Below are 22,962 nucleotides of genomic sequence, written 5' to 3'. Positions count from 1 at the left end.
GCAGACGATCGGAGAACCCGATGGACACCCGACTCCTGCGCAGCTTTCTCGCCGTGGTGCGCACCGGCAACATCACCACCGCCGCCGGCGAGCTGACCTTCGCCCAGTCCACCGTCACCGCGCACGTCCAGGCGCTGGAGCGGCTGACCGGCGCCCGCCTGCTGGACCGTCACGCCGCCGGGGTCACGCCCACGCACGCCGGCGGCCGCCTCGCCGAACACGCCCGGCAACTGCTCGACCTCGAAGACCGCATGCTCGCCGAACTCACCGAGCAGCGCCCGGCCGGACCCGTGCGGCTCTACGCACCCGAGTCCGTCTGTGCCTACCGGCTGCCGCCCGTGCTGCGCGAGATCACCCGCCAACTCCCCGAAGTCCGCCTCACCCTGGTTCCCGCGGCCACCCGCCCGGCCGTCCAGGCGCTGGGGGAGCGGCAGGCCGATCTCGCGCTCGCCCTCGAACCCGGCATCCGATACTCCACAGTGGACACCGTCGACCTCGGGCGGCAGCGGCTTTCGCTCGTCGCGCCGCCGGACACGCCGCTGCCGCGCACCCGGCCGATCACCGCCGCCGAACTCACCGAAGCCGGCGTGCTCCTGCTCGAACGCGGCTGCGGGTACAACGACGAACTCGCCGAGATGGTCGCCGACGCCCCACCGCGCTACGGCGGTGTCGAGGTGGTCAAGCGCTGCGTGGAGGCGGGCCTCGGCCTCGCCCTCCTGCCCACCGTCACGGTGGCCCCCGAACTCGAAGCCGGACGCCTCGTCGAGCTCCGGCCGCCGTCGATCCAGCGCTACCACCTGTGGCTGCTGCGCCGCCGCGACCAGTGGGCGTCACCGGCCGTCGAGGCGGTGGCTGAGCTGCTCACCACACTATGCACCTAGTTGCAATGCACCCAGTTGCATATTAGCCTTCGGAACCATGGCCCTGGAACACGCGATCCTGGTTTCGCTGACCGAACGGGACGGCTCCGGCTACGAGCTGGCCCGCCGGTTCGACCGGTCGATCGGCTTCTTCTGGGGCGCCACCCACCAGCAGATCTACCGGGTGCTCAAGCGCATGACCGAGGCGGGCTGGCTGTCGAACGAGCTGGTCCCGCAGGACGGCAGGCCGGACAAGAAGGTCTACCGGGTCAGCGAGCGGGGCCACGCCGAGCTGCGGCGGTGGCTGGCCGAACCGGGGGAGCCCGCCATCCTGCGCGACGAACTGGCGGTCAAGGTCCGCGGTGCCAGCCTCGGTGACGGTGCCGCCGTGCTGGCCGAGGTGCGCCGCCACCGCGACCGGCACGCCGAACGCCTCGACGTCTACCGCGAGATCGAGAAGCGCGACTTCCCGGACCCGGCCGGGCTCACCGGCCAGGACCTCCACCAGTACCTCGTGCTGCGTGGCGGCGTGCGCGCCGAGCAGTCGTTCGTCGAATGGTGCGACGAGGTCGCCGAGGCGTTGGAAAGGGATGGCCGATGAGCGAGTACCCGAACCTGCTCTCCCCGCTCGATCTCGGGTTCACCACGCTGCGCAACCGCGTGGTGATGGGCTCGATGCACACCGGGCTCGAGGACCGGGCGCGCGACACCGGCAAGCTCGCCGAGTACTTCGCCGAACGCGCCCGCGGTGGCGTCGGCCTGATGATCACCGGCGGTTACGCGCCGAACCGCGAGGGCTGGCTGCTGCCGTTCGCGTCCAAGCTGACCACGCACGCCGAGGCGCGCGGACACCGCCGGATCACCGGCGCGGTGCACGAGGCGGGCGGCAAGATCGCGCTGCAGATCCTGCACGCCGGCCGGTACGCCTACCACCCGCTGAGCGTGTCGGCCTCGGCGATCAAGGCGCCGATCAACCCGTTCCGGCCGCGCGCGCTCTCCGATCGCGGGATCCGGCGCCAGATCGACGACTTCGCCCGCTGCGCCGCGCTGGCGCGGGAAGCCGGGTACGACGGCGTCGAGATCATGGGCTCCGAGGGTTACTTCATCAACCAGTTCCTCGCGCCGCGCACCAACAAGCGCACCGATCGCTGGGGCGGCCCGGCGGAGAACCGGCGCCGGATCGCGGTGGAGATCGTGCGCCGCGTGCGTGCCGCGGTCGGGCCCGACTTCATCATCGTCTACCGCCTGTCCATGGCCGAGTTCGTCGAGGGCGGGCAGACCTGGGACGAGATCGTCGCGCTGGGCAAGGAGGTCGAGGCGGCCGGGGCGACCATCATCAACACCGGGATCGGCTGGCACGAGGCACGCGTGCCGACCATCGTCACCTCCGTGCCGCGCGCGGCGTTCACCGGCATCACCGCGAAGTTCAAGCCGCACGTGGACATCCCGGTGGTCACCTCGAACCGGATCAACATGCCGCAGGTGGCCGAGGAAGTGCTCGCGCGCGGGGACGCGGACCTGGTGTCGATGGCCCGGCCGCTGCTCGCCGATCCGGAGTGGGTGCGCAAGGCCGAGGCCGGGCTGAGCGACGAGATCAACACCTGCATCGCCTGCAACCAGGCCTGCCTCGACCACGCCTTCGTGCACAAGAAGGTCTCGTGCATGGTCAACCCGCGGGCCGGGCGCGAGACCGAGCTGGTGCTGCTGCCCACGCGGCGCGGCAAGCACGTGGCGGTGGTCGGCGCCGGTCCCGCCGGGTTGTCCGCCGCGGTCACCCTGGGGCAGCGCGGGCACCGGGTCGAGCTGTTCGAGGCGGACGACGAGATCGGCGGCCAGTTCGGCATCGCCAGGCTGATCCCCGGCAAGGAGGAGTTCGCCGAGACGATCCGGTACTACCGGCGCCAGCTGGACCTGTCCGGGGTGAAGCTGCACCTGGGCACCCGCGCCACCGCGGCCGAGCTGACCCGGTTCGACGAGGTCGTGCTGGCCACCGGCGTGACCCCGAGGGTGCCCGCCATCCCCGGCATCGACCACCCCAAGGTTCTGTCCTATGTGGACGTCGTGCGACATGGGAAACCGGTGGGGGACAGGGTCGCGGTGATCGGGGCCGGTGGCATCGGGGTGGACGTCAGCGAGTTCCTCACGCACGCGTCCTCGCCCGCGCTGAACCTCGACGAGTGGCGCGCGGAGTGGGGCGTGGACGGTGGCGGGCTCACCGAAGCGCGTCCGGAGCCGTCACCGCGCCAGGTGTACCTGTTGCAGCGCAAGGCCGAACGCATCGGCAAGGGGCTGGGCAAGACCAGCGGCTGGGTGCACCGGGCGGCGTTGAAGGCCAAGGGCGTCGAGCAGCTCACCGGGGTCAACTACGAGCGGATCGACGACGCGGGCCTGCACCTGACCTTCGGGCCCAAGCGCGAACGGCCGCGGGTGCTCGACGTGGACACCGTGGTGGTCTGCGCCGGGCAGGAACCGGTGCGGGAACTGGCCGATCAGCTGGATGGCCTACCGGTGCACCTGATCGGCGGCGCCGAAGTGGCCGCCGAGCTGGACGCCAAACGGGCGATCGAGCAGGGCACCCGGCTCGCTGCGCGGATCTGACCCGGCGCGTCGGTACCGCCGGGGCGGGTCCCGGCCGCATACTCCAGGCCGTGATGAGGTCGCGGTGGGTGTTGCTGGTGTTGTTGGTCTTCGTCTCGGCGTGCGCCGCCCCGGTGCGGACCGAGCCCGCGCAGCCGGCGGGGGACGCCGGGCCGCCGCGGCAGTTGCTCGACCAGCTGGTGATCGGTGAGCGCGGCAGCATGGCCGGGTACGACCGCGAGCAGTACCCGCACTGGTCCGCGCACGAGAACAACTGCAACACCCGCGAGCTGGTGCTCAAGCGCGACGGCAAGGACGTCAAGGCCGGGTCGGACTGCGCGCCCAGTTCCGGCTCGTGGACCAGCCCGTACGACGGGGAGACCTGGACCAAGGCGTCCGATGTGGACATCGATCACATGGTGCCGCTCGGGCACAGCTGGGTCAGCGGCGCGCGGTCGTGGACCAAGGAGCAGCGCGAGGCGTTCGCCAACGACCTGGAGCGCCCGCAGCTGCTGACCGTCACCGACAACGTCAACCAGCAGAAGAGCGACAAGGCGCCGGACGAGTGGAAGCCGCCGCTGGTCTCCTACTGGTGCACCTACGCCGGGGACTGGATCGAGGTCAAGCACCACTACGGGCTGACGATCACCGAACGGGAGAAGACGGCGCTGTCGGAGATGCTGAACCGGTGCTGAACTCCCGCGCGCGGTGGGCGAGCAGGGTGCCGCCCGCCATCGCCGCGGGCAGCACCACGATGCCGGCGAGCGGGATCAGGCAGAGCAGGTAGGCCGGGGTCGCGAAGCCGAGCGTCATCGCACGCTTGCGCCCGAGCGTGCGGCGGCGGGTCTTGAGGGTGAGCCCGCGCCGGGTGAACGGGATCGCGGTCAGCTCCAGCGCCAGCAGCCAGGCGCCGACCAGCGCGGCGAGGACCGGCACCACGGTCTGGCCGAGCACCGGGATGAAGCCGGCCAGGAACAGCGGGATGCCGAACAGGATGGCCAGCAGGATCAGCAGCACGGTGTCGCGCAGGCCGATCCAGGCGGCGCGGCCCCAGCCGACCTGGTGCGCGTCGGGCACGCCGCCGAGTTCGTGGTCTTCGACGTGCTCGGCGATCGCCTCGTAGAACGGGCCGCCGATGATCAGCGTGAGGCCGGAGAAGAGCAGCAGCGAGATGGCCACCGCGGCGACCACGATCGACACCCCGGCGGCCACCCGGAGGATCGTCTGCCAGGTCTGGGACCAGTCGTCGGCGAACGGGGTGGCCCAGGTGATCAGGTCGTCCGCGTTCAGCGCGAGCGCCAGGATGCCGCCGAAGAGCAGCAGGCTGGTCAGCAGCGCCGGGACGGCACCGAGCAGGAACAGTTTGCCGTTGCTGAAGATCAGGCCGAAGCCCCTGGCCAGCAGACCGGCCCCGGCACCGAAGTCACGTAGCGTTTTGCCCACCAGCGCGAGCTTAGTCACCCGCGAGGCGTCGGCGGCGGTATTCGCCGGGTGGGAGGCCGGTGGCGTCGCGGAACAGCCTGGTGAAGTGCGCGGCGTTGACAAAACCGCAGCGGGCGGCGATCTGGGCGATCGAGTCCTCGCGGTGCGCCGGGTCGGCCAGCAGCTCCCGCGCCCGCTCCATCCGCGACTGCCGGATGAACTCGGCGATGCCACCGCCCTCGCCGGTGTCCTCGAACAGCTGGTAGAGCCGCCGCCGCGAGACCGCGTGCGCGCTGGCCACCGAGCTCACCGACAGCCCGGGGTCGGCGAGGTGGCGCAGGATGAACTGCTCCACCTCGAGCCGCCGGGTGGTGCCGCTCCTGGCGGCGCCGAGCCGCGGGCCGACCGAGCGCAGCAGCAGCTCGGCCAGCCCGGTCAGGTAGTGGTCGAACCCGGCCGCGTCGATCTCGTCGCCGGGTTCGTCGGCCGGGTGCTCCGGCAGCGTGTTGACCACCAGCCGGGTGAGGACCTCCCCGATCGGCAACGGCCGGAACAGCAGCTCCTCGACCGCGCGGTGCGGCAGGTGCACCGCGGCGGCGTCCACCCGGATCGCCCACCACTCATTGGGTCCATTGTGGACTATGGAGTGGGCGATCGAGGAGGTGCTCACCATCAGTTGCCCGGCGGGCACGATCAGCCGCCGCCGGTCGACCAGCACGGTCCGCTCGGCGGTACCGCACAGCGAGAGCAGCAGCCATTCGCTGTCCTCGTCGTCCGGGTTGACGTGCCAGATGCAGCGGTCGAGGTCGTAGTTGCCCGAGCCGATCGCCGTGCCCAGGCCGGCTCGCACCCTCATCCGAGCCGAACTGGGCTTGAGCCCCCACAACACCCCTTCCACCCTGGCGCGGCCGATCAGCAGGGCGGCCACCTGCTCGACGTCCCCCTCCACCGGTCCCTTGGCGGAGTTGAACTCGAGCGCGTAGACCGCGCTGACCGGGGCGCCGTCGCCGGAAGAGGGGTGCGTCATCTCCCACCTCCCTACCCCACCGCCATTATGCGTCCGATCTGCCCGGTACCGCCCGAAGTGGACGGATGGACAAACATTTTGTACCCCTGGGCAAAAAGTCTCGCCGACTGCGCAAACCCGCAATAGTGCCGCACAACTGGGCAAAGTAATCGATATACGGGTGTCTACAGTGGCAGGAACTCGCCGGAGAAATTTTTCTCCGCGCCGCCGCCGAGGAGGAAACAGATGTCGTACGTCACCGAGGGGCAACCGGCGGACAGAGGTAGCGAACAGGGGCACAACGCCGCCAATGGGGTGCGACGCTCGCTGCAAATGCGTCCTTTTCCGGTCTTCGACGAGCGCCAGGCGCCGCGAATGGAGGTGCCCGCGGCCGTTGTGGTCAGCCCGGTCCCGCTGATCCGCGAGGGAATGGCCAGGGCGCTGGAACAAATCTTCGGCCGGGTGGTGGTGCATTCCGCCACCGATCTGGAAGCCGCCACCCGTTTGGCCCAGCGCGTTGGTGACGGATTGTTCTGGGTGCACGAGAAGGCCTATCCGCACCTGGGCTTCGTGCAGGTGTTCGCCCGGCGCCGGTCCACCCGCGGCATCGTGGTCATGCTCGATCCCGGCGGCGACCGCCCCGTCCCGGTGCGGGTCAGCGAGGCCGTCCGGGCCGGCGCCACCGTGGTGCTGGACAGCGCCAGCCCGGCCGAAGTGCTGGCCACCGGCCTGCGCCGGGCCGTGCACGGGCAGAACTACCTCTCGCCGCGGCTGCGCCCGGGGTTCACCGCCGCCACCTCGGCGCCGACCTCCCGGCCGCACGTCAGCCCGCTCACCGTGCGCGAGTCGCAACTGCTGCGGCTGATGGCCGAGGGATTGGACAACCGGACCATCGGCGAGACGCTGAACATTTCCGTGGAAACCGTGCGCACGCACGTGAAGTCCATACTGAAGAAGCTGTCCGCGCGAAACCGGTGCGACGCCGTCGGCCGCGCATTCCGGCTCGGGATCGTGGAGCCGGAAGCACTGCCGCCGGTGCGGTTCTCCGCCTGATAAGGCCGCTTACCCGCCGCGGAATTCACTCGGCTTCGCGCCGAAGGTGCGGGTGAAGACGCGGCTGAAATGGGCGTGGCTGGTGAATCCGGCCTGACGGGCGATCGCGCCGATGGTTTCGTTCGTCCGGTTCGGGTCCGCGAGCATTTCCTTCGCCCGGACGAGGCGGCGTCGCCGGACGTAACCGGCGACCCCGTCCTCGTCCTCGAAGATCTGGTACAGCGCGCTGCGGGAGATGTGGTGGGCGGCGGCGATCGAGTCCACGTCCAGCCGCGGGTCGTCGAGGCGGTCGTGGATGTACTGGCGGATCTGCTGCTTGCGGGCCTGCCGCGGCTCGGGCGCGGCGGTCATCCCGAGCAGCGAGCGCACCACCAGGTCGCCGAGGCCGGTCAGGTAGTTCTCCGCGCCGAGCACGTCGAGTTCGCCGTATTCGGCCAGGCTGTCGGCGGCGGTGGTGAGCAGGGTGCGCAGCGCGGGCGGCAGCGGCGTCGGCCGGGTGCGCAGCCGGTCCAGCTCGCGGCGGGACACGGTGAGGCGGTTCGCGGCCACCCACAGCCCGGTGGCCAGGCCGCGGGCGCGGCTGATCGCGCGCAGCGGCCCCGGCGCGGCGATCAGCAGCTCGCCGGGGGCGTGCATGATCTCCTGCCCGCCGGTGGTGATCCACCACGGTGAGTGCTCCAGCACGTAGAAGCCGACGAACTCGTCCGACTCCTCAATGGACACGCGCACCGGCGGCAGGTCGGCCTGGGTGATCTTGCTGGTCGGCGAGCTGACCAGGGTGAGGCGGGCGGCCCGGTCGGCCTGGCCGGGCGCGGCCGGTTCGATCGCGGCCAGCCCGGCGGTGGACACCTGCACCGAGGCGGCGAACTCGGCCCACGCGATGCCCTCCGGTGCGGAGGACAGGCGGCACCGGTGCACCTTCGAACTTCCGTACCACCTGTGCATCCGGCACCTCCACCCGTGCTGCGGGAAACGATTTCCCGTGCCAGGCGCGCCCCCGAGCGCGTCTGGTCCGGTACGTGTGTGACGCACGGACCAGACGCTCATCACGCGGGTTTCATGTGACGCACGTCACAGTATTACGAGGAGCAGGTGTTCACCATCGACTGCAGCGCGCTCTTCTCGGCCGACTGCGCGCGCAGGCCCCAGTAGTACTTCGAGCGGATCCACATCTTGGCGTAGGTGCAGCGGTACGAGGACACGGACGGCTGCCAGGACGCCGGGTCCTGGTCGCCTTTGGACTGGTTGACGTTGTCGGTGACGGCGATCAGCTGCGGCCGGGTGAGGTCGTTCGCGAACTGCTGGCGCTTGCTGGTGGTCCACGAGTTGGCGCCGGAGCGCCACGCCTCGGCCAGCGGCACGATGTGGTCGATGTCCACATCGGCCGCGTTCGTCCAGGTGGCGCCGTCGTACGGGCTGAACCAGCTGCCCGAGACCGCGGCGCACGACGAGTCCTGGACCACGTTCTGCCCGTCCCGCTTGAGCACCGTCTCCCGCGTGTTGCAGCTGCCGGACACGGTGGACCAGTGGGGGAACAGGTCGCGCGAGTACCCGCTCAGGCTGCCCTCGGTGGCCACGGTCAGCGCGTTCAGCTCGGACTGCGCGGTGGCCTTGCTCGGGATGTTCGGCGGGGTGGCACCGGCGGGCGTGGTGATCGTCACGGTGAGGGCGGTGGCGGCCAGTGCGGTCGCGACGGCCGGGACGGTCCAGCGGATCACGGTTCCTCCAGGTGGGGACGTGGATGGGCCCTGTGACGGTGCCGGATCCGCATTGCACCTCGGTCGCCGGTGCGTAACCGGTTCGCGACGCTTGGTGGAAACTTTCCACGTGGTCGAACACGGGCGTACGGAACGATCCGGGCAGGCGGCTCGTTGCCCGCGCATGCGTCGGGCGAGGGTGGAACTGCCGGTGCCGGTCCACGGGCTGGTGGTGGTCGCCGGAATTCCCGGTGCGGGCAAGAGCACGCTGCTCGCCCGCGCGGAGAACCAGGCGGGGGCCGCGCTGCTCGACTCCGACCAGGTGCGGGCCTGGTTCAGCCGGGTGCTGCCGTCGTGGGTGCGCTACCGCTGGTACCGCCCGCTGGTGCACCTCGGGCACCGGTCGCGGATCCTGCTGTTCTCCCTGCGCCGTGGCCGGGCCGTGGTCGCCCACGAGCCCGCGACCAGGGCGAGCACCCGGGTGATGCTGATCGTGATGGCCGTGCTCGCGGGGCGCAGCCGTCACCTGCTGTGGGTGCACACCACACCGGGTGAGGCCGCGGCCGGTCAGCTGGCCCGGGGGCGGGTGCTGGGCGCGCGCTCGTTCACCCGGCACGTGCGGCGGGCGGAACGGGTCGAACGCGCGCTCGCGGAGGGCAGGCCGCCACGCGGGTGGCACAGCGTGGAGGTGCTGGAGCGGCCGTCACTGGACACCCCGATCGTGTTGTGCACACCCTGAGCCGGCCGTTGTGCACAACTGGCCGCCGGAGTTATCCACAGGCTTTGTCCACATGTGGGTGAACGGAACATCACCCCGGGTCACCAGCCGCTGGTGGCCGATCGACGTCCGCCTTCGCCCTGCGCCATCGCCGCGGTCAGGTCGTCCCTGGCGCGGAACACCCTGGACCGGATGGTGCCGACCGCGCACTCGCAGAGCTCCGCGGCCTCGGCGTAGGACAGCCCGGTGATCTGGGTGAGCACGAACGCCTCGCGCCGGTCCTCGTCCAGTTCGCCGATCAGCTGCTGGAGGATGACCAGCCTGCCGTGGTCCGGCGTCTTCACGGCCTCGGTGCCCGACTCCTCGAGCGGCGTGGTGCGCGGGCGGCGGCGGTTGCCGCGCAGGTGGTCGGCGGCCACCCGCTTCGCGATGGCCAGCAGCCACATCCGCGCGGGGGAGCGCCCGGCGAACCGCGGCAGCGCGGCGAAGGCACGCAGGTAGGTCTCCTGGACCAGGTCCTCGGCGGAGCCGGGGTCGGACAGGTAGCTCAGCAGGCGGTGCAGCTGGTGCCGGGTGGCGGCGACGAACTGCTCGGCGGCGCGCCGGTCGCCGCCGGCCGCGCGGAACGCCTGGCGGGTGATCTCGTCGTCATCCACAAGGGATCACCCTATGCGGTGGTGGAACCATTTTGCCACTACGTGTCGCTATCCGGGAACTTTCCCGGGTCGGCCGACGACTGAACAGCCATGGAGTGTTCGACCGTTCGCGAGGGGATTTCGGCGACGCTGGACGGTGAGGATCCGGGCGTGCCGATGACCGAATTGGAAGCACACGTCGACGGGTGCGCCGAGTGCGCCGCCTGGTGGGAGGCGGCGGCGGGGATCACCCGCCTGGCCAGGCTGGCGCCGGTGGGCGAACCGCCCGCGGTGCCGGAGCGGGTGTACGCCAGGGTGGCCGTGAAACCGGGGGTGGACCGGCTGCGGTGGGCGCTGGTGCTGGTCGCGGTGTGCCAGTTCTCGGTGGTGGTCTCGCAGTTGCTGATGCCGATGCCGGGCATCACCGGGGCCGCGCACGGCGGGCACCTGCAGCACGAGACGGCGGCGTTCAACTTCGCCATCGCGGTCGGGCTGCTGTTCGTGGCGGCCCGGCCGTTCCGCGCGCGGACGCAGTTGCCGCTGCTGCTCAGCTTCGCCGGCGTGCTGGTGTTCCTGTCCATTGTGGACGTTCTGGGTGGGCAGGTCGGCTGGTACCGGCTCAGCGGGCACGTGCCGCTGCTGCTCGGGGTGCTGTGCACGCTCCTGCTCGGCTTCGGCCGGTGGCGGGCGCCGGAGCCCGGCAGCCACGTGCGGGAGGACGCCGAGCTCTTCACCGCCAGTGAGGACGCGGAGTCGTCCCGCCCGCGTCGCCGGGCGAAGAGCGACCGGCACCAGCCGCCGGCGGCGAAGCGGAGGGTCGCCTAGTTCTTCCTGGCACCGGAGAGGGCGCGGACCACGGCCATGCACTGGTCCTCGACGTAATCGAGGCCACCCTCTTCGGCGATCCGGCGTGCTTCGGGGGAGACGATTCCCTGTTGCAGCCACAAGGCCTTGGCGCCGATGGCCACCGCCTGCCGCGCGATCTCGGGTGCTTCGGCGGCCGGGCGGAACACGTTCACGATGTCGATCGGTTCTGGGATTTCGGCCAGTTCGCGATAGGCGGGCTCACCGAGGAGTTCGGGCGCGCTGGGGTGCACGCCGAGCACGCGGAACCCGGCCGCCCGCATCGCGGCGGGCACGGAATGCGCGGCCTTCTCGGGATTGGTGCTCAGCCCGACCACGGCGATGGTGCGGTGCTCGGCGAGCAGGCGCTCGGCCAATTCGATCATGATTCGCCTCCGGTGCTTTCCTGACCGGTGCAACAGCGGCGCGGGTTTACCGATTCCCGGCCGGGTAATCCACCGCGAAATGAACGCGCGCCGGCGGGCCGGGCGGGCGTAAAATCGGCGCGGCGAAGGAGGCGTCATGAGGACGGTCACCGGGAACAAGGGGCGGGGGTCATGACGGGCGGAGCCCGGCGGTTCGGCCGCCGGTGCCGGCATGACTACGAACTCGCCGAGGCGCACCACCACGAGGTGGAGCAGCAGCCGCGGCAGCAGCAGGCCGCGGAGCAGAGACCAGCCGAGCGCACGGACTCACCCGCGGGGACGGCGGATCATTCGCATCAGGACCCGGCCCACTCGTAACTGGGGGCATCAGGACCCAGCCCACTCGTAGCTGGGGTCCGACGTGGAGGGTTGCCGCTCGCGCGGCCGGGCGCGGCTTCAGGCGGCGCGGGTCCGGCGGATCCAGAGCAGGCCCAGCACCGGCAGCACCAGCGGGATGAAAAGGTAGCCCTTCCCGTACGCGGACCAGACCGTCGCATGCGGGAAGGCTTCCGCGTCCACCAGGCTGAACGTACCGATCGCCAGCACGCCTGCCAGTTCGAACAGGCACGACGCGGTGGCCACCTTCCGCCCGCCGCGGCTGCCCCTGGCCAGGCCGAAGGTGGCCAGGATGTACACCACCGCGGCCACCGCCGACAGGGCGTAGGCCAGCGGCGCCTCGTCGAACCGGGTGGCGATCTGGACCACCGAGCGCGAGGTCGCGCCGATGGCGAAGATCGCGTACACGGCCACCAGCACCCGCCCGGGCCCGGTGCTGGTGGTCGGCTGGGTCTCAGGCACCGCGCAACTCCCAGATCTGCTGCATCCGCACGATCATCACCGGCAGCGCCAGGCAGGCCACGATCAGCACGCCGGTACCCCACCGGGTGCGCTCGGTCATCGACCACAGCACCGCGATCGGCAGGATCACCAGGATTCCGACCAGGTAGGCGATGAACTCGGGTCCGTTCACCGGCCGGTCGGTGTTCGCGAAGTTCACGATCCCGGCGACGGTCTGCACCAGCAGCGCCACCTCGATCACCGCGAGCGCACCGTAGAGCGGCCGGTTCGGCGGCCGGTCGCGCAGCACGTGCACCAGCGCCCACACCGCCCCCACCAGGGTCGCGATGATCAGGGCGGTCGCCAAGCTATCGATCATGATTTCACCGAGTCCAGCCTAACTAGCCCAGATTCGCGTCGACGAAGCACCAGCGCCAGGTTTCGCCGGGCTCGTAGCTGCGCATGACCGGGTGCCGCGTGTCGTGGAAGTGGGCGGTCGCGTGCTTGCCCACCGACGAGTCGCAGCAGCCGACGTGCCCGCACTCCAGGCACAGCCGGAGGTGCACCCACGTGCCACCGTCGCGGAGGCATTCTTCGCAGCCGTCCGGGGTTTCGGGTCGGGTGTCGTCGGGGGCCTTGGCCAGGTGCTTGCAACTCCCCGCGGTGGCGGCCGGTGTGCTCAACTCGCGCTCCTCGTCCAGGTCGACGTCTTCCGGTTCGGTGAGCATGGACTCCTCGATGTCGAGCGCCTCCAGTACACGCCGCAGGACGTCGTCGTCGACGCGGCCCGAGGAGCGCGCTTCGAGCAGCACGACCCGCTCGGCCTCCAGCATCTCCCGGCGCAACCGCGTGTACACGTCGCTCGGGGTCTCGGTCAGCTCGCTCTGCCGCCCGAGCTGCTCCCAGGCCGAATCCGACCGGTGGCTCAACCGGTCGCGCAGCCGCTCGACCACCTCCGGCGGATCCTCCGGGCGCCGCACCTTCTCCAGCTCGTCGAGCGCGGCGCGGGTCATGTCGTGCAGCAGGGCCGCCTCCTGGAGCGCGTCCTCGGCGGGATCGGGCGGCGGCAGCCCGAGCCACCGGACCAGCTTGGGCAGGGTCATGCCCTGGAGCAGCAGCGTGCCCGCCACCACCACGAACGCGGCGAGCACCAGCACCGCCCGGTGCGGGGTGTCGGCGGGCAGCACGAACGCGGCGGCCAGCGTGACCACCCCGCGCATCCCGGCCCAGGAGATCACCGCCGAGTACGACCACGGCCAGGCTTTTCCCCGCAGAAGCCGTCGGATGCCGCCGATGGCGAACATCCAGGCGATGCGGGTCAACACGGTGGCCGCGAGCACCGCCGCGCACACCCCGACCAGCGCGCCGATGCCCAGCTCGGACCGGCCCGCTGCCTCCAGGATGCGCCGCAGCTGGAGGCCGATCAGCAGGAAGACCAGGTTCTCCAGCAGGAACTGCACGGTCCGCCAGTTCAGCCGGTTCGCCAGCCGGGACGAGCCGGAGAGCATGCGGGGTTCGTGGTTGCCGAGCATCAACCCGGCGATCACCACGGCCAGCACCCCGGAACCGTGGATCTCCTCGGCGGCCAGGTACGCGGCGAACGGGACCACCAGCGAGGTCGCGGTGTCCAGCACGGGGTCTTCCATCCGCGCGCGCAGCAGGTAGGCGACCTTCCCGGCGATCAGGCCGACCAGCACCCCGCCACCGGCGGCGAGCAGGAAGTCGCCGCCGACCTCCAGCAGGGACACCGAACCGGCGATCGCCGCGATCGCGGTGCGCAGGGCGACCAGCGCCGACGCGTCGTTGAGCAGGCTCTCGCCTTCGAGGATGCGCACGATCCGGCGGGGCATGCCGACCCGGCGGGCGACGGCGGTGGCGGCCACCGCGTCCGGCGGCGCGACCACCGCGCCCAGCGCCAGCCCGGCGGCCAGCGGCAGGCCGGGGATGACCAGCCAGGTGACCAGCCCGACCCCGATCGTGGTGAACGCGACCAGCCCGACCGACAGCAACCCGATCGGCCCGCGGTTGCGCCGGATGTCGACCAGCGACGTGCGGATCGCGGTGGCGTAGAGCAACGGGGGCAGCAGCCCGAGCAGGACCACCTCGGGGTGCAGTTCGTAGTCGGGCACACCGGGCACGAACGAGGCGCCGACGCCCGCGAGCACCAGGCACAACGGCTCGGACCAGTCGAACCGGCGCGCGATCGCGGTCACCACGAGCACGGCCACGATGAGCCCGACGATCTGAGCGGCTATCTCCACCGGAACATCATCCCCCGGCTCCACCCGCCGACGCCGTGAATGTGGCTTTCACGGCACGTTCGGCTGTGAAAGCCACCTTTACGGCACCTGGCTAGGGCTGTCGCAGGCCGGTGAAGGCGATCTTGCAGATGGCGTCCGCGAGTTCCTCGCCGGAGGCACCACCCCGCGGGCGGTACCACTCGATCAGCGAGTTGACCATGCCGAACAGCAGGCGGCTGGTCACCGCCGGATCCACGTCCGGCCGCACGTCCCCTTCGGCTTCGGCGGCCTTCACCAGGTCCGTGACGATCCGGTCGAACTCGCGGCGGCGGGCCAGCGCGGCTCGTTCCACCTTCGTGTTGCCGCGCACCCGAAGCAGCAGCGTGACGAACGGCAGCCGCTCGACCAGCACCGCCACACTCCCGCGCACCAGCCGCTCCAGCCGGTCGATCGCGCGGCCGTCCCCGGCGGCCACCTCGTCGGCGACCGCGAACAGCCCGTCGAGCGCCCGGTCCACGGCGAGCCGGAGCATCTCCTCCTTGCTCGGCACGTGGTGGTAGATCGCCGACTTGGTGATGCCCAGCTTCTTGGACAGATCCTCCATGCTGGTGCCGTCGTAGCCGCGCTCGTTGAACAGCTTCACCGCGACGGTCAGCAGCGACTCCAGGTCGTAGCCCGGCCGGCCCCGGCGGCCCGGTTTCGCCGTGGTCATGCCCGCTCTCGCCGGTCGACCACGCGCCGCATCTTGCCCATCGAACGCTCCAACGTGTCCGGATCGACCACCGACACCCCGACGGTCACCCCCACCCGGTCCTTCACCTGGCGCACCAGGTCGGCGGCCGCCTCCGCGCGCTGCTCGGTGGTGGCGCCCTCGCGCGCCTCCACCCGCACGGTCAGGTGGTCCATCCGCTCCGGCCGGGTCAGCACCAGCTGGAAGTGCGGGGCCAGCGCCTCGGCACGCAGCACGATCTCCTCGATCTGGGTGGGGAACAGGTTGACCCCGCGCAGGATGATCATGTCATCGGTGCGCCCGGTGACCTTCTCCATCCGCCGGAACTCCGGCCGCGCGGTGCCCGGCAGGAGCCGGGTCAGGTCCCGCGTGCGGTACCGGATGATCGGCAGCGCCTCCTTGGTCAGCGAGGTGAACAGCAGTTCCCCGCGCTCGCCCTCGCCCAGCACGTCCTCGTCGATCGGGTCGATCACCTCGGGGTAGAAGTGGTCCTCCCAGATGTGCAGCCCGTCCTTGGTCTCCACGCACTCCTGCGCCACGCCGGGCCCCATCACCTCGGACAGCCCGTAGATGTCGACCGCGTGGATGTTCATCCGCTCTTCGATCTCCGCGCGCATCTGCTCGGTCCACGGCTCGGCGCCGAAGATGCCCACCCGGATCGAGGTGGACCGCGGGTCGACGCCCTGCCGCTCGAACTCGTCGAGCAGGGTGAGCAGGTAGGTCGGGGTGACCATGATGATCTCGGGCCGGAAGTCGGTGATCAGCTGCACCTGCCGCGCGGTCATGCCGCCGGACGCCGGGATCACCGTGCAGCCGAGCTTCTCCGCGCCGTAGTGCGCGCCGAGGCCGCCGGTGAACAGGCCGTAACCGTAGGCCACATGCACCTTGTCACCCGGACGGCCGCCCGCCGCCTCGATCGAGCGGGCCATCACGGTGGCCCAGGTGTCGATGTCGCGCTCGGTGTAGCCGACCACGGTCGGCTTGCCGGTGGTCCCGCTGGAGGCGTGGATGCGGCGGACCTGGTCCTGCGGCACGGCGAACATGCCGAACGGGTAGTTGTCCCGCAGGTCGTTCTTCGTGGTGAAGGGGAACTTCGCCAGGTCGGCCAGCGTGCGGCAGTCCTGCGGCTTGACCCCGGCCTGGTCGAACTTCCTGGTGTAGAGCGGCACGTTGCGGTACGCGTGCTCGAGTGTCCACTGCAGACGTTCCAACTGGACGGCCTGGAGCTCGGTTCTGTTCACGACTGGTCCTTCTGTCCGATCACGCGGCTGCGGCCGCGGAACTCCGCGATCACCGCGCCGTCCGCCCGGCACACGGTCACGTCGTAGATCCCGTTGCGCCCGTACGTGGTGCGCTCGGCGGCGGTCGCGGTGAGTTCGTCACCGAGCCGGGCCGAGGCCACGAAGTTGATCTCCGCGCCCGCCGCGACGGTCACCGGGCCGTGGCTGTTGCAGGCGCAGGCGAACGTGGTGTCGGCGAGCAGGAAGAGGTAGCCGCCGTGGGCGATGTCGTGCCCGTTGACCATCGCCGAGGTGACCTTCATCCGCGCGACGGCGTGGCCGTCGGCGGCTTCGACGAGTTCGATGCCCAGTGCTCGCGACGCTTCGTCGGCCTCGAACATCCGGTGGGCGGCGGTGGAATCCATCGGCTCCCTACTCTTGCTAACTGACCGAATGGACGGTTAATAATGTTTCCGGCCGGTGTGGGTGTCAAGTGCGGAGGTGCGGGTGGAAGCGATCGGGGTGATCGGCGGGGGCCGGATGGGCGCCGGGATCGCGCAGGTGTTCGCCGCGACCGGGGCGCGGGTGTTCGTCGTGGAAGGCGACTCCGAGGCGGCCGAGGCGGCACACGAACGCGTGCTCGCCGGGCTGCGTGCCACCGCCGAGCGGGGCAAGCTCGAGGGCACGCCGGAACAGGTCATCGAACGGGTGAGGGTGGGTACGGCGATCGAGGAGCTGCCGTCCGACGCCGCGCTGGTGGTTGAGGCCGTGCCGGAGGTGGTCAAGCTCAAGCTCGACGTGCTGACCGCCGCCGAACGGGTGGTCGGCCCGGACACCGTGCTGGCCACCAACACCAGTTCGCTCTCGATCACCGAACTGGCCGCCGCGCTGACCAAGCCGGACCGGTTCGCCGGCATGCACTTCTTCAACCCGGTGCCCGCCTCGAAGCTGGTCGAGGTGGTGCTCGGGCCGGAGACCGCCGCCGCGGTGCGCGACCAGGTGCTCGACTGGGTCGGCCGGCTCGGCAAGAGCGAGGTCGTGGTGCGGGACTCGCCGGGCTTCGCGACCAGCAGGCTCGGCGTGATGCTCGGCCTCGAAGCCATCCGCATGCTGGAGGAGGGCGTGGCCGACGCGGAGTCGATCGACCGCGCGATGGAGCTGGGTTACCGCCACCCGATGGGCCCGCTGCGCTCCACCGATCTGGTCGGCCTCGACGTGCGGCTGGCCATCGCCGAATACTTGGCGAGCAAGCTGGGGGACCGCTTCGCGCCACCGCGGCTTCTGCGGGAAAAAGTCGATCGCGGTGAGCTGGGGCGCAAGACGGGCAAGGGTTTCCACGACTGGAGCTGACAACCATGCCGGACGTGTTCGATCCGACGGTTTTCGCCGGCGGCCTGCCGCACGACGCCTTCCGCGAGCTGCGGGACACCGCACCGGTCGCCTGGCAGGAGGAGCCGGAGGTGCTGGGCTGGCCCGCCGGTCCCGGCTACTGGGCGGTGACCAGGCACGCCGACGTCAAGCACGTGCTGCGCGCGCCGGAGGTCTTCTCGTCGTGGCTCGGGGCCACCCAGATCCGCGATCCCGAGCCGGACGACCTGGCGTTCATCCGCCGGATGATCCTGAACATGGACGCGCCGGAGCACAACCGGCTGCGCAAGGTGGTCGCCGCGGTGTTCACCCGGCGGCGGCTCGAACGCTCGGCCGAGCGGATCGCCGACCGCGCGCGCACGCTGATCGGCGCGGTCGCGGCCAAGGGTGAATGCGATCTGCCGGTCGAGGTGACCGACGACTTCCCGCTGCTCAACCTGGCCGATCTGCTCGGCGTGCCCGCCGAGGACCGGGCACTGCTGCTGCACTGGACCAACCGGGTGATCGGTTACCAGGACCCCGAACACGCCGAGGTGATCCTCGGTGACGACGGCAAACCGCTGAACCCGCGGTCACCGGCGATGCTGGCGGACATGTTCGCCTACGCGCGGCAGCTCGCCGAGCGCAAGCGGGCCGAACCGGGCGACGACCTGATGACCGCGCTCGTCCGCGCCGACCTCGACGGCGCCGAGCTGGAGATGTTCTTCTTCCTGGTGGTGATCGCGGGCAACGACACCGTGCGCAGCGCGTTGCCCGGCGGCGTGCTCGCCCTGGTCGAACACCCCGAGCAGTACGCGCGGCTGCGTGCCCACCCCGAACTGCTGCCGAGCGCGATCGAGGAGATGCTGCGCTGGCACCCGCCCGTGCTCAGCTTCCGCCGGACCGCGAGCCGGGACGTCGAACTGGGCGGGCAGCTCATCCGCGAGGGCGACAAGGTGGTCGTCTACCACGCGTCGGCGCACTACGACGAACGCGCGTTCCGCGATCCGTTCACCTTCGACCTCACCCGCGAGCCGAACGACCACCTGGCCTTCGGACAGGGCCCGCACCTGTGCCTCGGCGCGCACTTCGGCCGGTTGCAGATGAGGATCTTCTTCACCGAGTTCCTCCGCGCGCTGCCGCAGGTGGAGCTGGGTGGGCAGGCGAAGCACCTGACGTCGAACTTCATCAACGGCCTGCTCCACCTGCCGCTGCGCTGGTGAGCGGCCTGGTGTTCACCGGCTCGCCCGGTTACAGTACTTACTGAACGTACGGTTGGTAATTCCGGGAGGTCGGACTCGATGGCACTGCTGCGCAGCTACGTCTCCGGTGGTTGGCACACGCCGGACGCGGAGGGCGTCCCGCTGCACGACGCGGTCACCGGCGACGAGGTCGCCCGGATCTCCTCGGCCGGGGTGGATATGGGCGCCGCGCTCGCGCACGGCCGCCGCGTGGGTGGCCCGGCGCTGCGCGAGCTGACCTTCCACCAGCGCGCGAACCTGCTCAAGGCGCTCGGGCTGCACCTGCGCGAGCACCGCGACGAGCTGTACGCGCTCTCCGCGCGCACCGGCGCCACGCTCGGCGACTCGAAGTTCGACGTCGACGGCGGGATGGGCGTGCTGCTCAGCTACGCCAGCAAGGCCAAGCGCGAGCTGCCGAACGACACCGTCTACGTGGACGGCGCGGTGGAGCCGCTGAGCAAGGGCGGCACCTTCGCCGGCCAGCACATCGCCACCCCGCTGCGGGGCGTCGCGGTGCAGATCAACGCGTTCAACTTCCCGGTGTGGGGGCCGCTGGAGAAGTTCGCGCCCGCCTTCATCGCCGGGGTGCCGAGCCTGGTCAAACCGGCCAGCCAGACCGCGTACCTGACCGCGCGGCTGGTCGAGCTGATCATCGAGTCCGGGCTGCTGCCGGAGGGCTCGCTGCAGTTCGTCGCGGGCAGCGTCGGTGACCTGCTCGACCACGTCACCGGGCAGGACCTGGTCTCGTTCACCGGTTCGGCCTCGACCGCGCAGCACCTGCGCGCGCACCCGGCGATCGTGCGGAACTCGGTCCGGTTCAACGCCGAGGCCGACTCGCTGAACCTGTCCGTGCTCGGCCCCGACGCCAAGCCGGGCACCACCGAGTTCGACCTCTTCGTCAAGCAGTTGTGCACCGAGATGACGGTCAAGGCCGGGCAGAAGTGCACCGCGATCCGCCGCGCCTTCGTGCCCGCCGAGCTGATCGACGACGTCGCGCAGGCCGCGAGTGAGCGGCTGGCCAAGGTGACCGTCGGCAACCCGACCAGCGAGGGCGTGCGGATGGGCGCGCTGGCCAGCCTGGAGCAGCGCGAGGAAGTGCGCCGGTCGCTGAAGTCCCTGCTCGACGCCGGTCGCATCGTGTTCGGTGACCCCGAGCGCGTCGACGTGGTGGACGCGGACGCCGAGCGGGGTGCGTTCATCTCGCCGGTGCTGCTGCGCGCCGACGACGCCGACCGCGCCGAGCCGCACGAGGTCGAGGCGTTCGGCCCGGTGTCCACGCTGATCCCGTTCACCTCCACCGACCAGCTGATCGACCTCGCCGCGCGCGGCCAGGGCAGCCTGGCCGGTTCGGTGGTGACCGGCGACGCGGCCTTCGCCCGCGAGGTGGTCATCGGGGTCGCGCCGTGGCACGGCAGGCTGCTCGTGCTCGACGCCGACGACGCCAAGGAGTCCACCGGGCACGGCTCGCCGATGCCGCAGCTGGTGCACGGTGGTCCCGGCCGCGCCGGTGGTGGCGAGGAGATGGGCGGCATGCGCGGCGTGCTGCACCACCTGCAGCGGACCGCCGTGCAGGGCAGCCCGAAGGTGCTCGCCGCGGTGACCAACCGCTGGGTCGAGGGTGCGGACCGGGCCGCCGCCGAGGTGCACCCGTTCCGGAAGTCGTTGGCGGAGCTGAAGATCGGTGACTCGGTGACCGCCGGGCCGCGGACCGTCACGCTGGCGGACATCGAGCACTTCGCCGAGTTCACCGGGGACACGTTCTACGCGCACATGGACGAGGAGGCCGCCGCGGCGAACCCGTTCTTCGGCGGGCGGGTCGCGCACGGGTACCTGATCGTGTCGTTCGCCGCCGGGCTGTTCGTCTCCCCGGAGCCCGGCCCGGTGCTGGCCAACTACGGCCTGGAGAACCTGCGTTTCCTGACGCCGGTGTTCCCCGGTGACGCGCTCACCGTGACGCTGACCGCCAAGCAGATCACCCCGCGCGAAAATGCCGAATACGGCGAAGTGCGGTGGGATGCGGATGTGACCAAACAGGACGGTACGTCGGTCGCCAGGTACGACGTGCTCACGCTGGTGGAGAAGGAGGCGAAGTGACCACCCTCGCCGAACTGTCCGAAGCGGACCTCCAGGCCCACTTCGAGCACACCATCGAGCGCGACCAGCGGATCGAGCCGCGGGACTGGATGCCCGAGGGCTATCGCAGGACGATGATCCGGCAGATCGCGCAGCACGCGCATTCGGAGATCATCGGCATGCAGCCGGAGGGCAACTGGATCACCCGGGCGCCCTCGCTGCGCCGCAAGGCGATCCTGCTGGCCAAGGTGCAGGACGAGGCCGGGCACGGGCTGTACCTGTACTCGGCGTCGACCACGCTGGGTGCCGACCGCGCCGACCTGACCGACAAGCTGATCAGCGGCAAGCAGAAGTACTCGTCGATCTTCAACTACCCGACGCTGACCTTCGCCGACGTCGGTGTGATCGGCTGGCTGGTGGACGGCGCGGCGATCTGCAACCAGGTCCCGCTGTGCCGCAGTTCCTACGGGCCCTACGCGCGGGCGATGATCCGGATCTGCAAGGAGGAGTCCTTCCACCAGCGGCAGGGCTACGAACTGCTGATGACCATGATGCGCGGCACCGAGGCGCAGCGCGAGATGGTGCAGGACGCGGTGAACCGCTGGTGGTGGCCGTCGCTGATGATGTTCGGCCCGCCGGACGCCGATTCGCCGAACACCGCGCAGTCGATGGCCTGGAAGATCAAGCGCCACACCAACGACGAACTGCGCCAGCGGTTCGTGGACATGTCGGTGCCGCAGGCCGAGGCGCTCGGGGTGACCTTCCCCGACGACGATCTCAAGTGGAACGCCGAGCGCGGGCACTACGACTTCGGCGAGATCGACTGGTCCGAGCTGAAGCGGGTGATCTCGGGCAACGGCCCGTGCAACGCCGAGCGGATCGAGCGGCGGCGCAGGGCGCAGGAGGAAGGCGCCTGGGTGCGCGAGGCAGCCGCCGCGCACGCGGCGAAGAAAGCGAAGGGGGCGGCGTGATGCAGCACGACTGGCCGCTGTACGAGGTGTTCGTTCGGGGCAAGCGCGGGCTCAACCACGTGCACGTGGGCTCGCTGCACGCCGCCGACGACGAGATGGCCGTGCGGCACGCGCGCGACCTGTACACCCGCCGCAACGAGGGTGTGAGCATCTGGGTGGTCAAGGCCGCCGACATCACCGCGTCCAGCCCGGACGAGAAGGACCCGTTCTTCGCGCCCAGCGGCGACAAGGTGTACCGGCACCCGACCTTCTACGACATCCCCGACAACGTCCCCCACATGTGAGTGCCTGATGTCCTTTGACAACGCCTACGAAGCGCTCACCGAGGGCTCGGACGACTCCCGCTGGGCGTTCGGCACCGGTTTCGACGATCCGCTGTCCGGAGTGGACACCACGGTGCCCGACGGGCTGGACGCCGGGGAGCTGGCCGCGCACTGCCTGATGCTCGGGGACGACGCGCTGGTCATGTCGCACCGGCTGCAGGAGTGGTGCACGAACGCGCCCGAGCTGGAGGACGAGGTCGCACTCGCGAACATCGGCCTCGACCTGCTCGGCCAGGCGCGGTTGCTGCTGGCCCGCGCGGGCAAGGCCGACGGCACCGGGCGCGGTGAGGACGACCTCGCGTTCCTCCGCGACAGCCACGAGTTCCGCAACGTCCGCCTGGTCGAACTGGCCAATGGGAACTTCGCCTTCTCGGTGGCCAGGCTGCTGGTGTTCAGCACCTGGCGGCTGGCGGTGTTCCAGCGCCTGACCTCGTCACCCGACCAGGTGCTCGCGGCGATCGCGGCCAAGGCGATCAAGGAACTGGTCTACCACCGCGACTACGCGGCACAGTGGACGGTCCGCCTCGGCGACGGGACCGAGCTGTCGCACGAGAAGATGCAGGCCGGTCTGGACGCGGTGTGGCCGTACACCGCGGAACTCTTCGCGGGCGCGGAATCCGGCGTGCGCGCGGAGTTCGACGACGTGCTCGCGCAGGTGCTTTCCGCTGCCACGCTGCGACTCCCGGTGGTGGCCGAGGCCGAAGGGGGTGGCCGGGACGGTTCGCACACCGCCGAGCTGGACTCGCTGCTCGCCGAAATGCAGAGCGTGGCCCGCGCGAATCCCGGGGCCACCTGGTGAACACC

The 22,962-nt window shown here is 70.7% G+C and carries 26 protein-coding genes; 14 read left to right on the top strand and 12 right to left on the bottom strand.

What is annotated here, in order from left to right:
* The first annotated feature begins 20 nt into the window (after nucleotides 1–20).
* From JYK18_RS08980 to JYK18_RS08965, 4 genes are read left to right on the top strand one after another with little or no spacing between them, the layout of a single operon-like run.
* Nucleotides 21–881 carry a LysR family transcriptional regulator gene (locus JYK18_RS08980; RefSeq protein WP_206801648.1) on the top strand — a complete coding sequence of 287 codons (861 nt, stop codon included), beginning with the start codon at nucleotides 21–23 and terminating at the stop codon, nucleotides 879–881.
* Between the two features lie 37 nt (nucleotides 882–918).
* A complete protein-coding gene (locus JYK18_RS08975; RefSeq protein ID WP_206801647.1) occupies nucleotides 919–1,461 on the top strand; it encodes a PadR family transcriptional regulator in 543 nt (180 codons plus the stop codon).
* Complete coding sequence (locus tag JYK18_RS08970) at nucleotides 1,458–3,458, top strand: NADPH-dependent 2,4-dienoyl-CoA reductase (protein WP_206801646.1); 2,001 nt, start codon at nucleotides 1,458–1,460, stop codon at nucleotides 3,456–3,458. The genes JYK18_RS08975 and JYK18_RS08970 overlap by 4 nt, the downstream gene beginning before the upstream one ends.
* Nucleotides 3,459–3,511: 53 nt before the next feature.
* A complete protein-coding gene (locus JYK18_RS08965; protein ID WP_206804119.1) occupies nucleotides 3,512–4,132 on the top strand; it encodes an HNH endonuclease family protein in 621 nt (206 codons plus the stop codon).
* Here JYK18_RS08965 and JYK18_RS08960 read toward each other — a convergent pair.
* On the bottom strand, nucleotides 4,083–4,880 hold the full coding sequence (locus JYK18_RS08960; RefSeq protein ID WP_206801645.1) for an EI24 domain-containing protein: 798 nt from the start codon (nucleotides 4,878–4,880) through the stop codon (nucleotides 4,083–4,085). The genes JYK18_RS08965 and JYK18_RS08960 overlap by 50 nt on opposite strands.
* Nucleotides 4,881–4,890: 10 nt before the next feature.
* Nucleotides 4,891–5,886: an AraC family transcriptional regulator gene (locus tag JYK18_RS08955; protein WP_206801644.1), complete on the bottom strand. Its 996-nt coding sequence runs from the start codon at nucleotides 5,884–5,886 to the stop codon at nucleotides 4,891–4,893.
* A 312-nt stretch (nucleotides 5,887–6,198) separates the two neighbouring features.
* On the opposite strand from JYK18_RS08955, the gene JYK18_RS08950 reads away from it, so the two are divergent.
* The gene (locus tag JYK18_RS08950; RefSeq protein WP_206801643.1) at nucleotides 6,199–6,918 is read left to right on the top strand and encodes a response regulator transcription factor; all 720 of its coding nucleotides are present in this window, start codon (nucleotides 6,199–6,201) and stop codon (nucleotides 6,916–6,918) included.
* A 9-nt stretch (nucleotides 6,919–6,927) separates the two neighbouring features.
* On the opposite strand, the gene JYK18_RS08945 is transcribed toward JYK18_RS08950, so the two are convergent.
* Both JYK18_RS08945 and JYK18_RS08940 read right to left on the bottom strand, forming a co-directional pair.
* Nucleotides 6,928–7,863, bottom strand: coding sequence for a helix-turn-helix transcriptional regulator (locus tag JYK18_RS08945; protein WP_206801642.1), 936 nt, complete (start codon nucleotides 7,861–7,863; stop codon nucleotides 6,928–6,930).
* A 134-nt stretch (nucleotides 7,864–7,997) separates the two neighbouring features.
* Nucleotides 7,998–8,636 (bottom strand): HNH endonuclease family protein, encoded by a 639-nt coding sequence (locus JYK18_RS08940; protein ID WP_374194999.1) that lies wholly within the window; start codon nucleotides 8,634–8,636, stop codon nucleotides 7,998–8,000.
* A gap of 163 nt (nucleotides 8,637–8,799) precedes the next feature.
* Here JYK18_RS08940 and JYK18_RS08935 point away from each other — a divergent pair, with 163 nt between their 5' ends.
* Entirely contained in the window at nucleotides 8,800–9,354 is a 555-nt protein-coding gene (locus tag JYK18_RS08935; RefSeq protein ID WP_206801641.1) for an AAA family ATPase, read from the top strand.
* 80 nt (nucleotides 9,355–9,434) lie between these two features.
* On the opposite strand, the gene JYK18_RS08930 is transcribed toward JYK18_RS08935, so the two are convergent.
* On the bottom strand, nucleotides 9,435–9,989 hold the full coding sequence (locus JYK18_RS08930; RefSeq protein WP_206801640.1) for a sigma-70 family RNA polymerase sigma factor: 555 nt from the start codon (nucleotides 9,987–9,989) through the stop codon (nucleotides 9,435–9,437).
* A gap of 90 nt (nucleotides 9,990–10,079) precedes the next feature.
* Between JYK18_RS08930 and JYK18_RS08925 the strand changes: the two genes are divergently transcribed.
* Entirely contained in the window at nucleotides 10,080–10,793 is a 714-nt protein-coding gene (locus JYK18_RS08925) for a zf-HC2 domain-containing protein (RefSeq protein WP_206801639.1), read from the top strand.
* On the opposite strand, the gene JYK18_RS08920 is transcribed toward JYK18_RS08925, so the two are convergent.
* Nucleotides 10,790–11,197, bottom strand: coding sequence for a CoA-binding protein (locus JYK18_RS08920; RefSeq protein WP_206801638.1), 408 nt, complete (start codon nucleotides 11,195–11,197; stop codon nucleotides 10,790–10,792). The two genes, JYK18_RS08925 and JYK18_RS08920, sit on opposite strands and share 4 nt — an antisense overlap.
* Nucleotides 11,198–11,368: 171 nt before the next feature.
* On the opposite strand from JYK18_RS08920, the gene JYK18_RS08915 reads away from it, so the two are divergent.
* Nucleotides 11,369–11,554: a hypothetical protein gene (locus JYK18_RS08915; RefSeq protein WP_206801637.1), complete on the top strand. Its 186-nt coding sequence runs from the start codon at nucleotides 11,369–11,371 to the stop codon at nucleotides 11,552–11,554.
* Between the two features lie 78 nt (nucleotides 11,555–11,632).
* On the opposite strand, the gene JYK18_RS08910 is transcribed toward JYK18_RS08915, so the two are convergent.
* From JYK18_RS08910 to paaI, 6 genes are all read right to left on the bottom strand, one after another.
* Complete coding sequence (locus JYK18_RS08910) at nucleotides 11,633–12,034, bottom strand: hypothetical protein (RefSeq protein WP_206801636.1); 402 nt, start codon at nucleotides 12,032–12,034, stop codon at nucleotides 11,633–11,635.
* Nucleotides 12,027–12,392 (bottom strand): hypothetical protein, encoded by a 366-nt coding sequence (locus tag JYK18_RS08905; RefSeq protein WP_206801635.1) that lies wholly within the window; start codon nucleotides 12,390–12,392, stop codon nucleotides 12,027–12,029. The genes JYK18_RS08910 and JYK18_RS08905 overlap by 8 nt, the downstream gene beginning before the upstream one ends.
* A gap of 22 nt (nucleotides 12,393–12,414) precedes the next feature.
* Nucleotides 12,415–14,274, bottom strand: a complete 1,860-nt coding sequence (locus JYK18_RS08900) for a Na+/H+ antiporter (RefSeq protein ID WP_206801634.1) — start codon at nucleotides 14,272–14,274, stop codon at nucleotides 12,415–12,417.
* 91 nt (nucleotides 14,275–14,365) lie between these two features.
* Nucleotides 14,366–14,965: a TetR/AcrR family transcriptional regulator gene (locus tag JYK18_RS08895; protein ID WP_206801633.1), complete on the bottom strand. Its 600-nt coding sequence runs from the start codon at nucleotides 14,963–14,965 to the stop codon at nucleotides 14,366–14,368.
* Nucleotides 14,962–16,224 (bottom strand): phenylacetate--CoA ligase PaaK, encoded by a 1,263-nt coding sequence (paaK, locus tag JYK18_RS08890; protein WP_206801632.1) that lies wholly within the window; start codon nucleotides 16,222–16,224, stop codon nucleotides 14,962–14,964. The genes JYK18_RS08895 and paaK overlap by 4 nt, the downstream gene beginning before the upstream one ends.
* Entirely contained in the window at nucleotides 16,221–16,604 is a 384-nt protein-coding gene (gene paaI / locus JYK18_RS08885) for a hydroxyphenylacetyl-CoA thioesterase PaaI (RefSeq protein WP_206804117.1), read from the bottom strand. Before paaI ends, paaK begins: the two co-directional genes overlap by 4 nt.
* A 106-nt stretch (nucleotides 16,605–16,710) precedes the next feature.
* On the opposite strand from paaI, the gene JYK18_RS08880 reads away from it, so the two are divergent.
* The 6 genes from JYK18_RS08880 (at nucleotide 16,711) to paaC (ending at nucleotide 22,957) form a co-directional block, all read left to right on the top strand.
* Nucleotides 16,711–17,553: a 3-hydroxyacyl-CoA dehydrogenase family protein gene (locus JYK18_RS08880; protein WP_307795832.1), complete on the top strand. Its 843-nt coding sequence runs from the start codon at nucleotides 16,711–16,713 to the stop codon at nucleotides 17,551–17,553.
* A 5-nt stretch (nucleotides 17,554–17,558) separates the two neighbouring features.
* On the top strand, nucleotides 17,559–18,773 hold the full coding sequence (locus JYK18_RS08875; protein WP_206801631.1) for a cytochrome P450: 1,215 nt from the start codon (nucleotides 17,559–17,561) through the stop codon (nucleotides 18,771–18,773).
* Between the two features lie 78 nt (nucleotides 18,774–18,851).
* Nucleotides 18,852–20,885, top strand: coding sequence for a phenylacetic acid degradation bifunctional protein PaaZ (gene paaZ, locus JYK18_RS08870; RefSeq protein ID WP_206801630.1), 2,034 nt, complete (start codon nucleotides 18,852–18,854; stop codon nucleotides 20,883–20,885).
* Nucleotides 20,882–21,835: a 1,2-phenylacetyl-CoA epoxidase subunit PaaA gene (paaA, locus tag JYK18_RS08865; protein ID WP_307795831.1), complete on the top strand. Its 954-nt coding sequence runs from the start codon at nucleotides 20,882–20,884 to the stop codon at nucleotides 21,833–21,835. Before paaZ ends, paaA begins: the two co-directional genes overlap by 4 nt.
* Nucleotides 21,835–22,119, top strand: coding sequence for a 1,2-phenylacetyl-CoA epoxidase subunit PaaB (gene paaB / locus JYK18_RS08860; RefSeq protein ID WP_153028876.1), 285 nt, complete (start codon nucleotides 21,835–21,837; stop codon nucleotides 22,117–22,119). The genes paaA and paaB overlap by 1 nt, the downstream gene beginning before the upstream one ends.
* 7 nt (nucleotides 22,120–22,126) lie before the next feature.
* Nucleotides 22,127–22,957: a 1,2-phenylacetyl-CoA epoxidase subunit PaaC gene (gene paaC, locus JYK18_RS08855; RefSeq protein ID WP_206801629.1), complete on the top strand. Its 831-nt coding sequence runs from the start codon at nucleotides 22,127–22,129 to the stop codon at nucleotides 22,955–22,957.
* Nucleotides 22,958–22,962 lie beyond the last annotated feature (5 nt).

The organism is Amycolatopsis sp. 195334CR (assembly GCF_017309385.1).
Classification (GTDB): Bacteria; Actinomycetota; Actinomycetes; order Mycobacteriales; family Pseudonocardiaceae; genus Amycolatopsis.
This window is presented reverse-complemented; position numbering and strand designations above follow the sequence as displayed.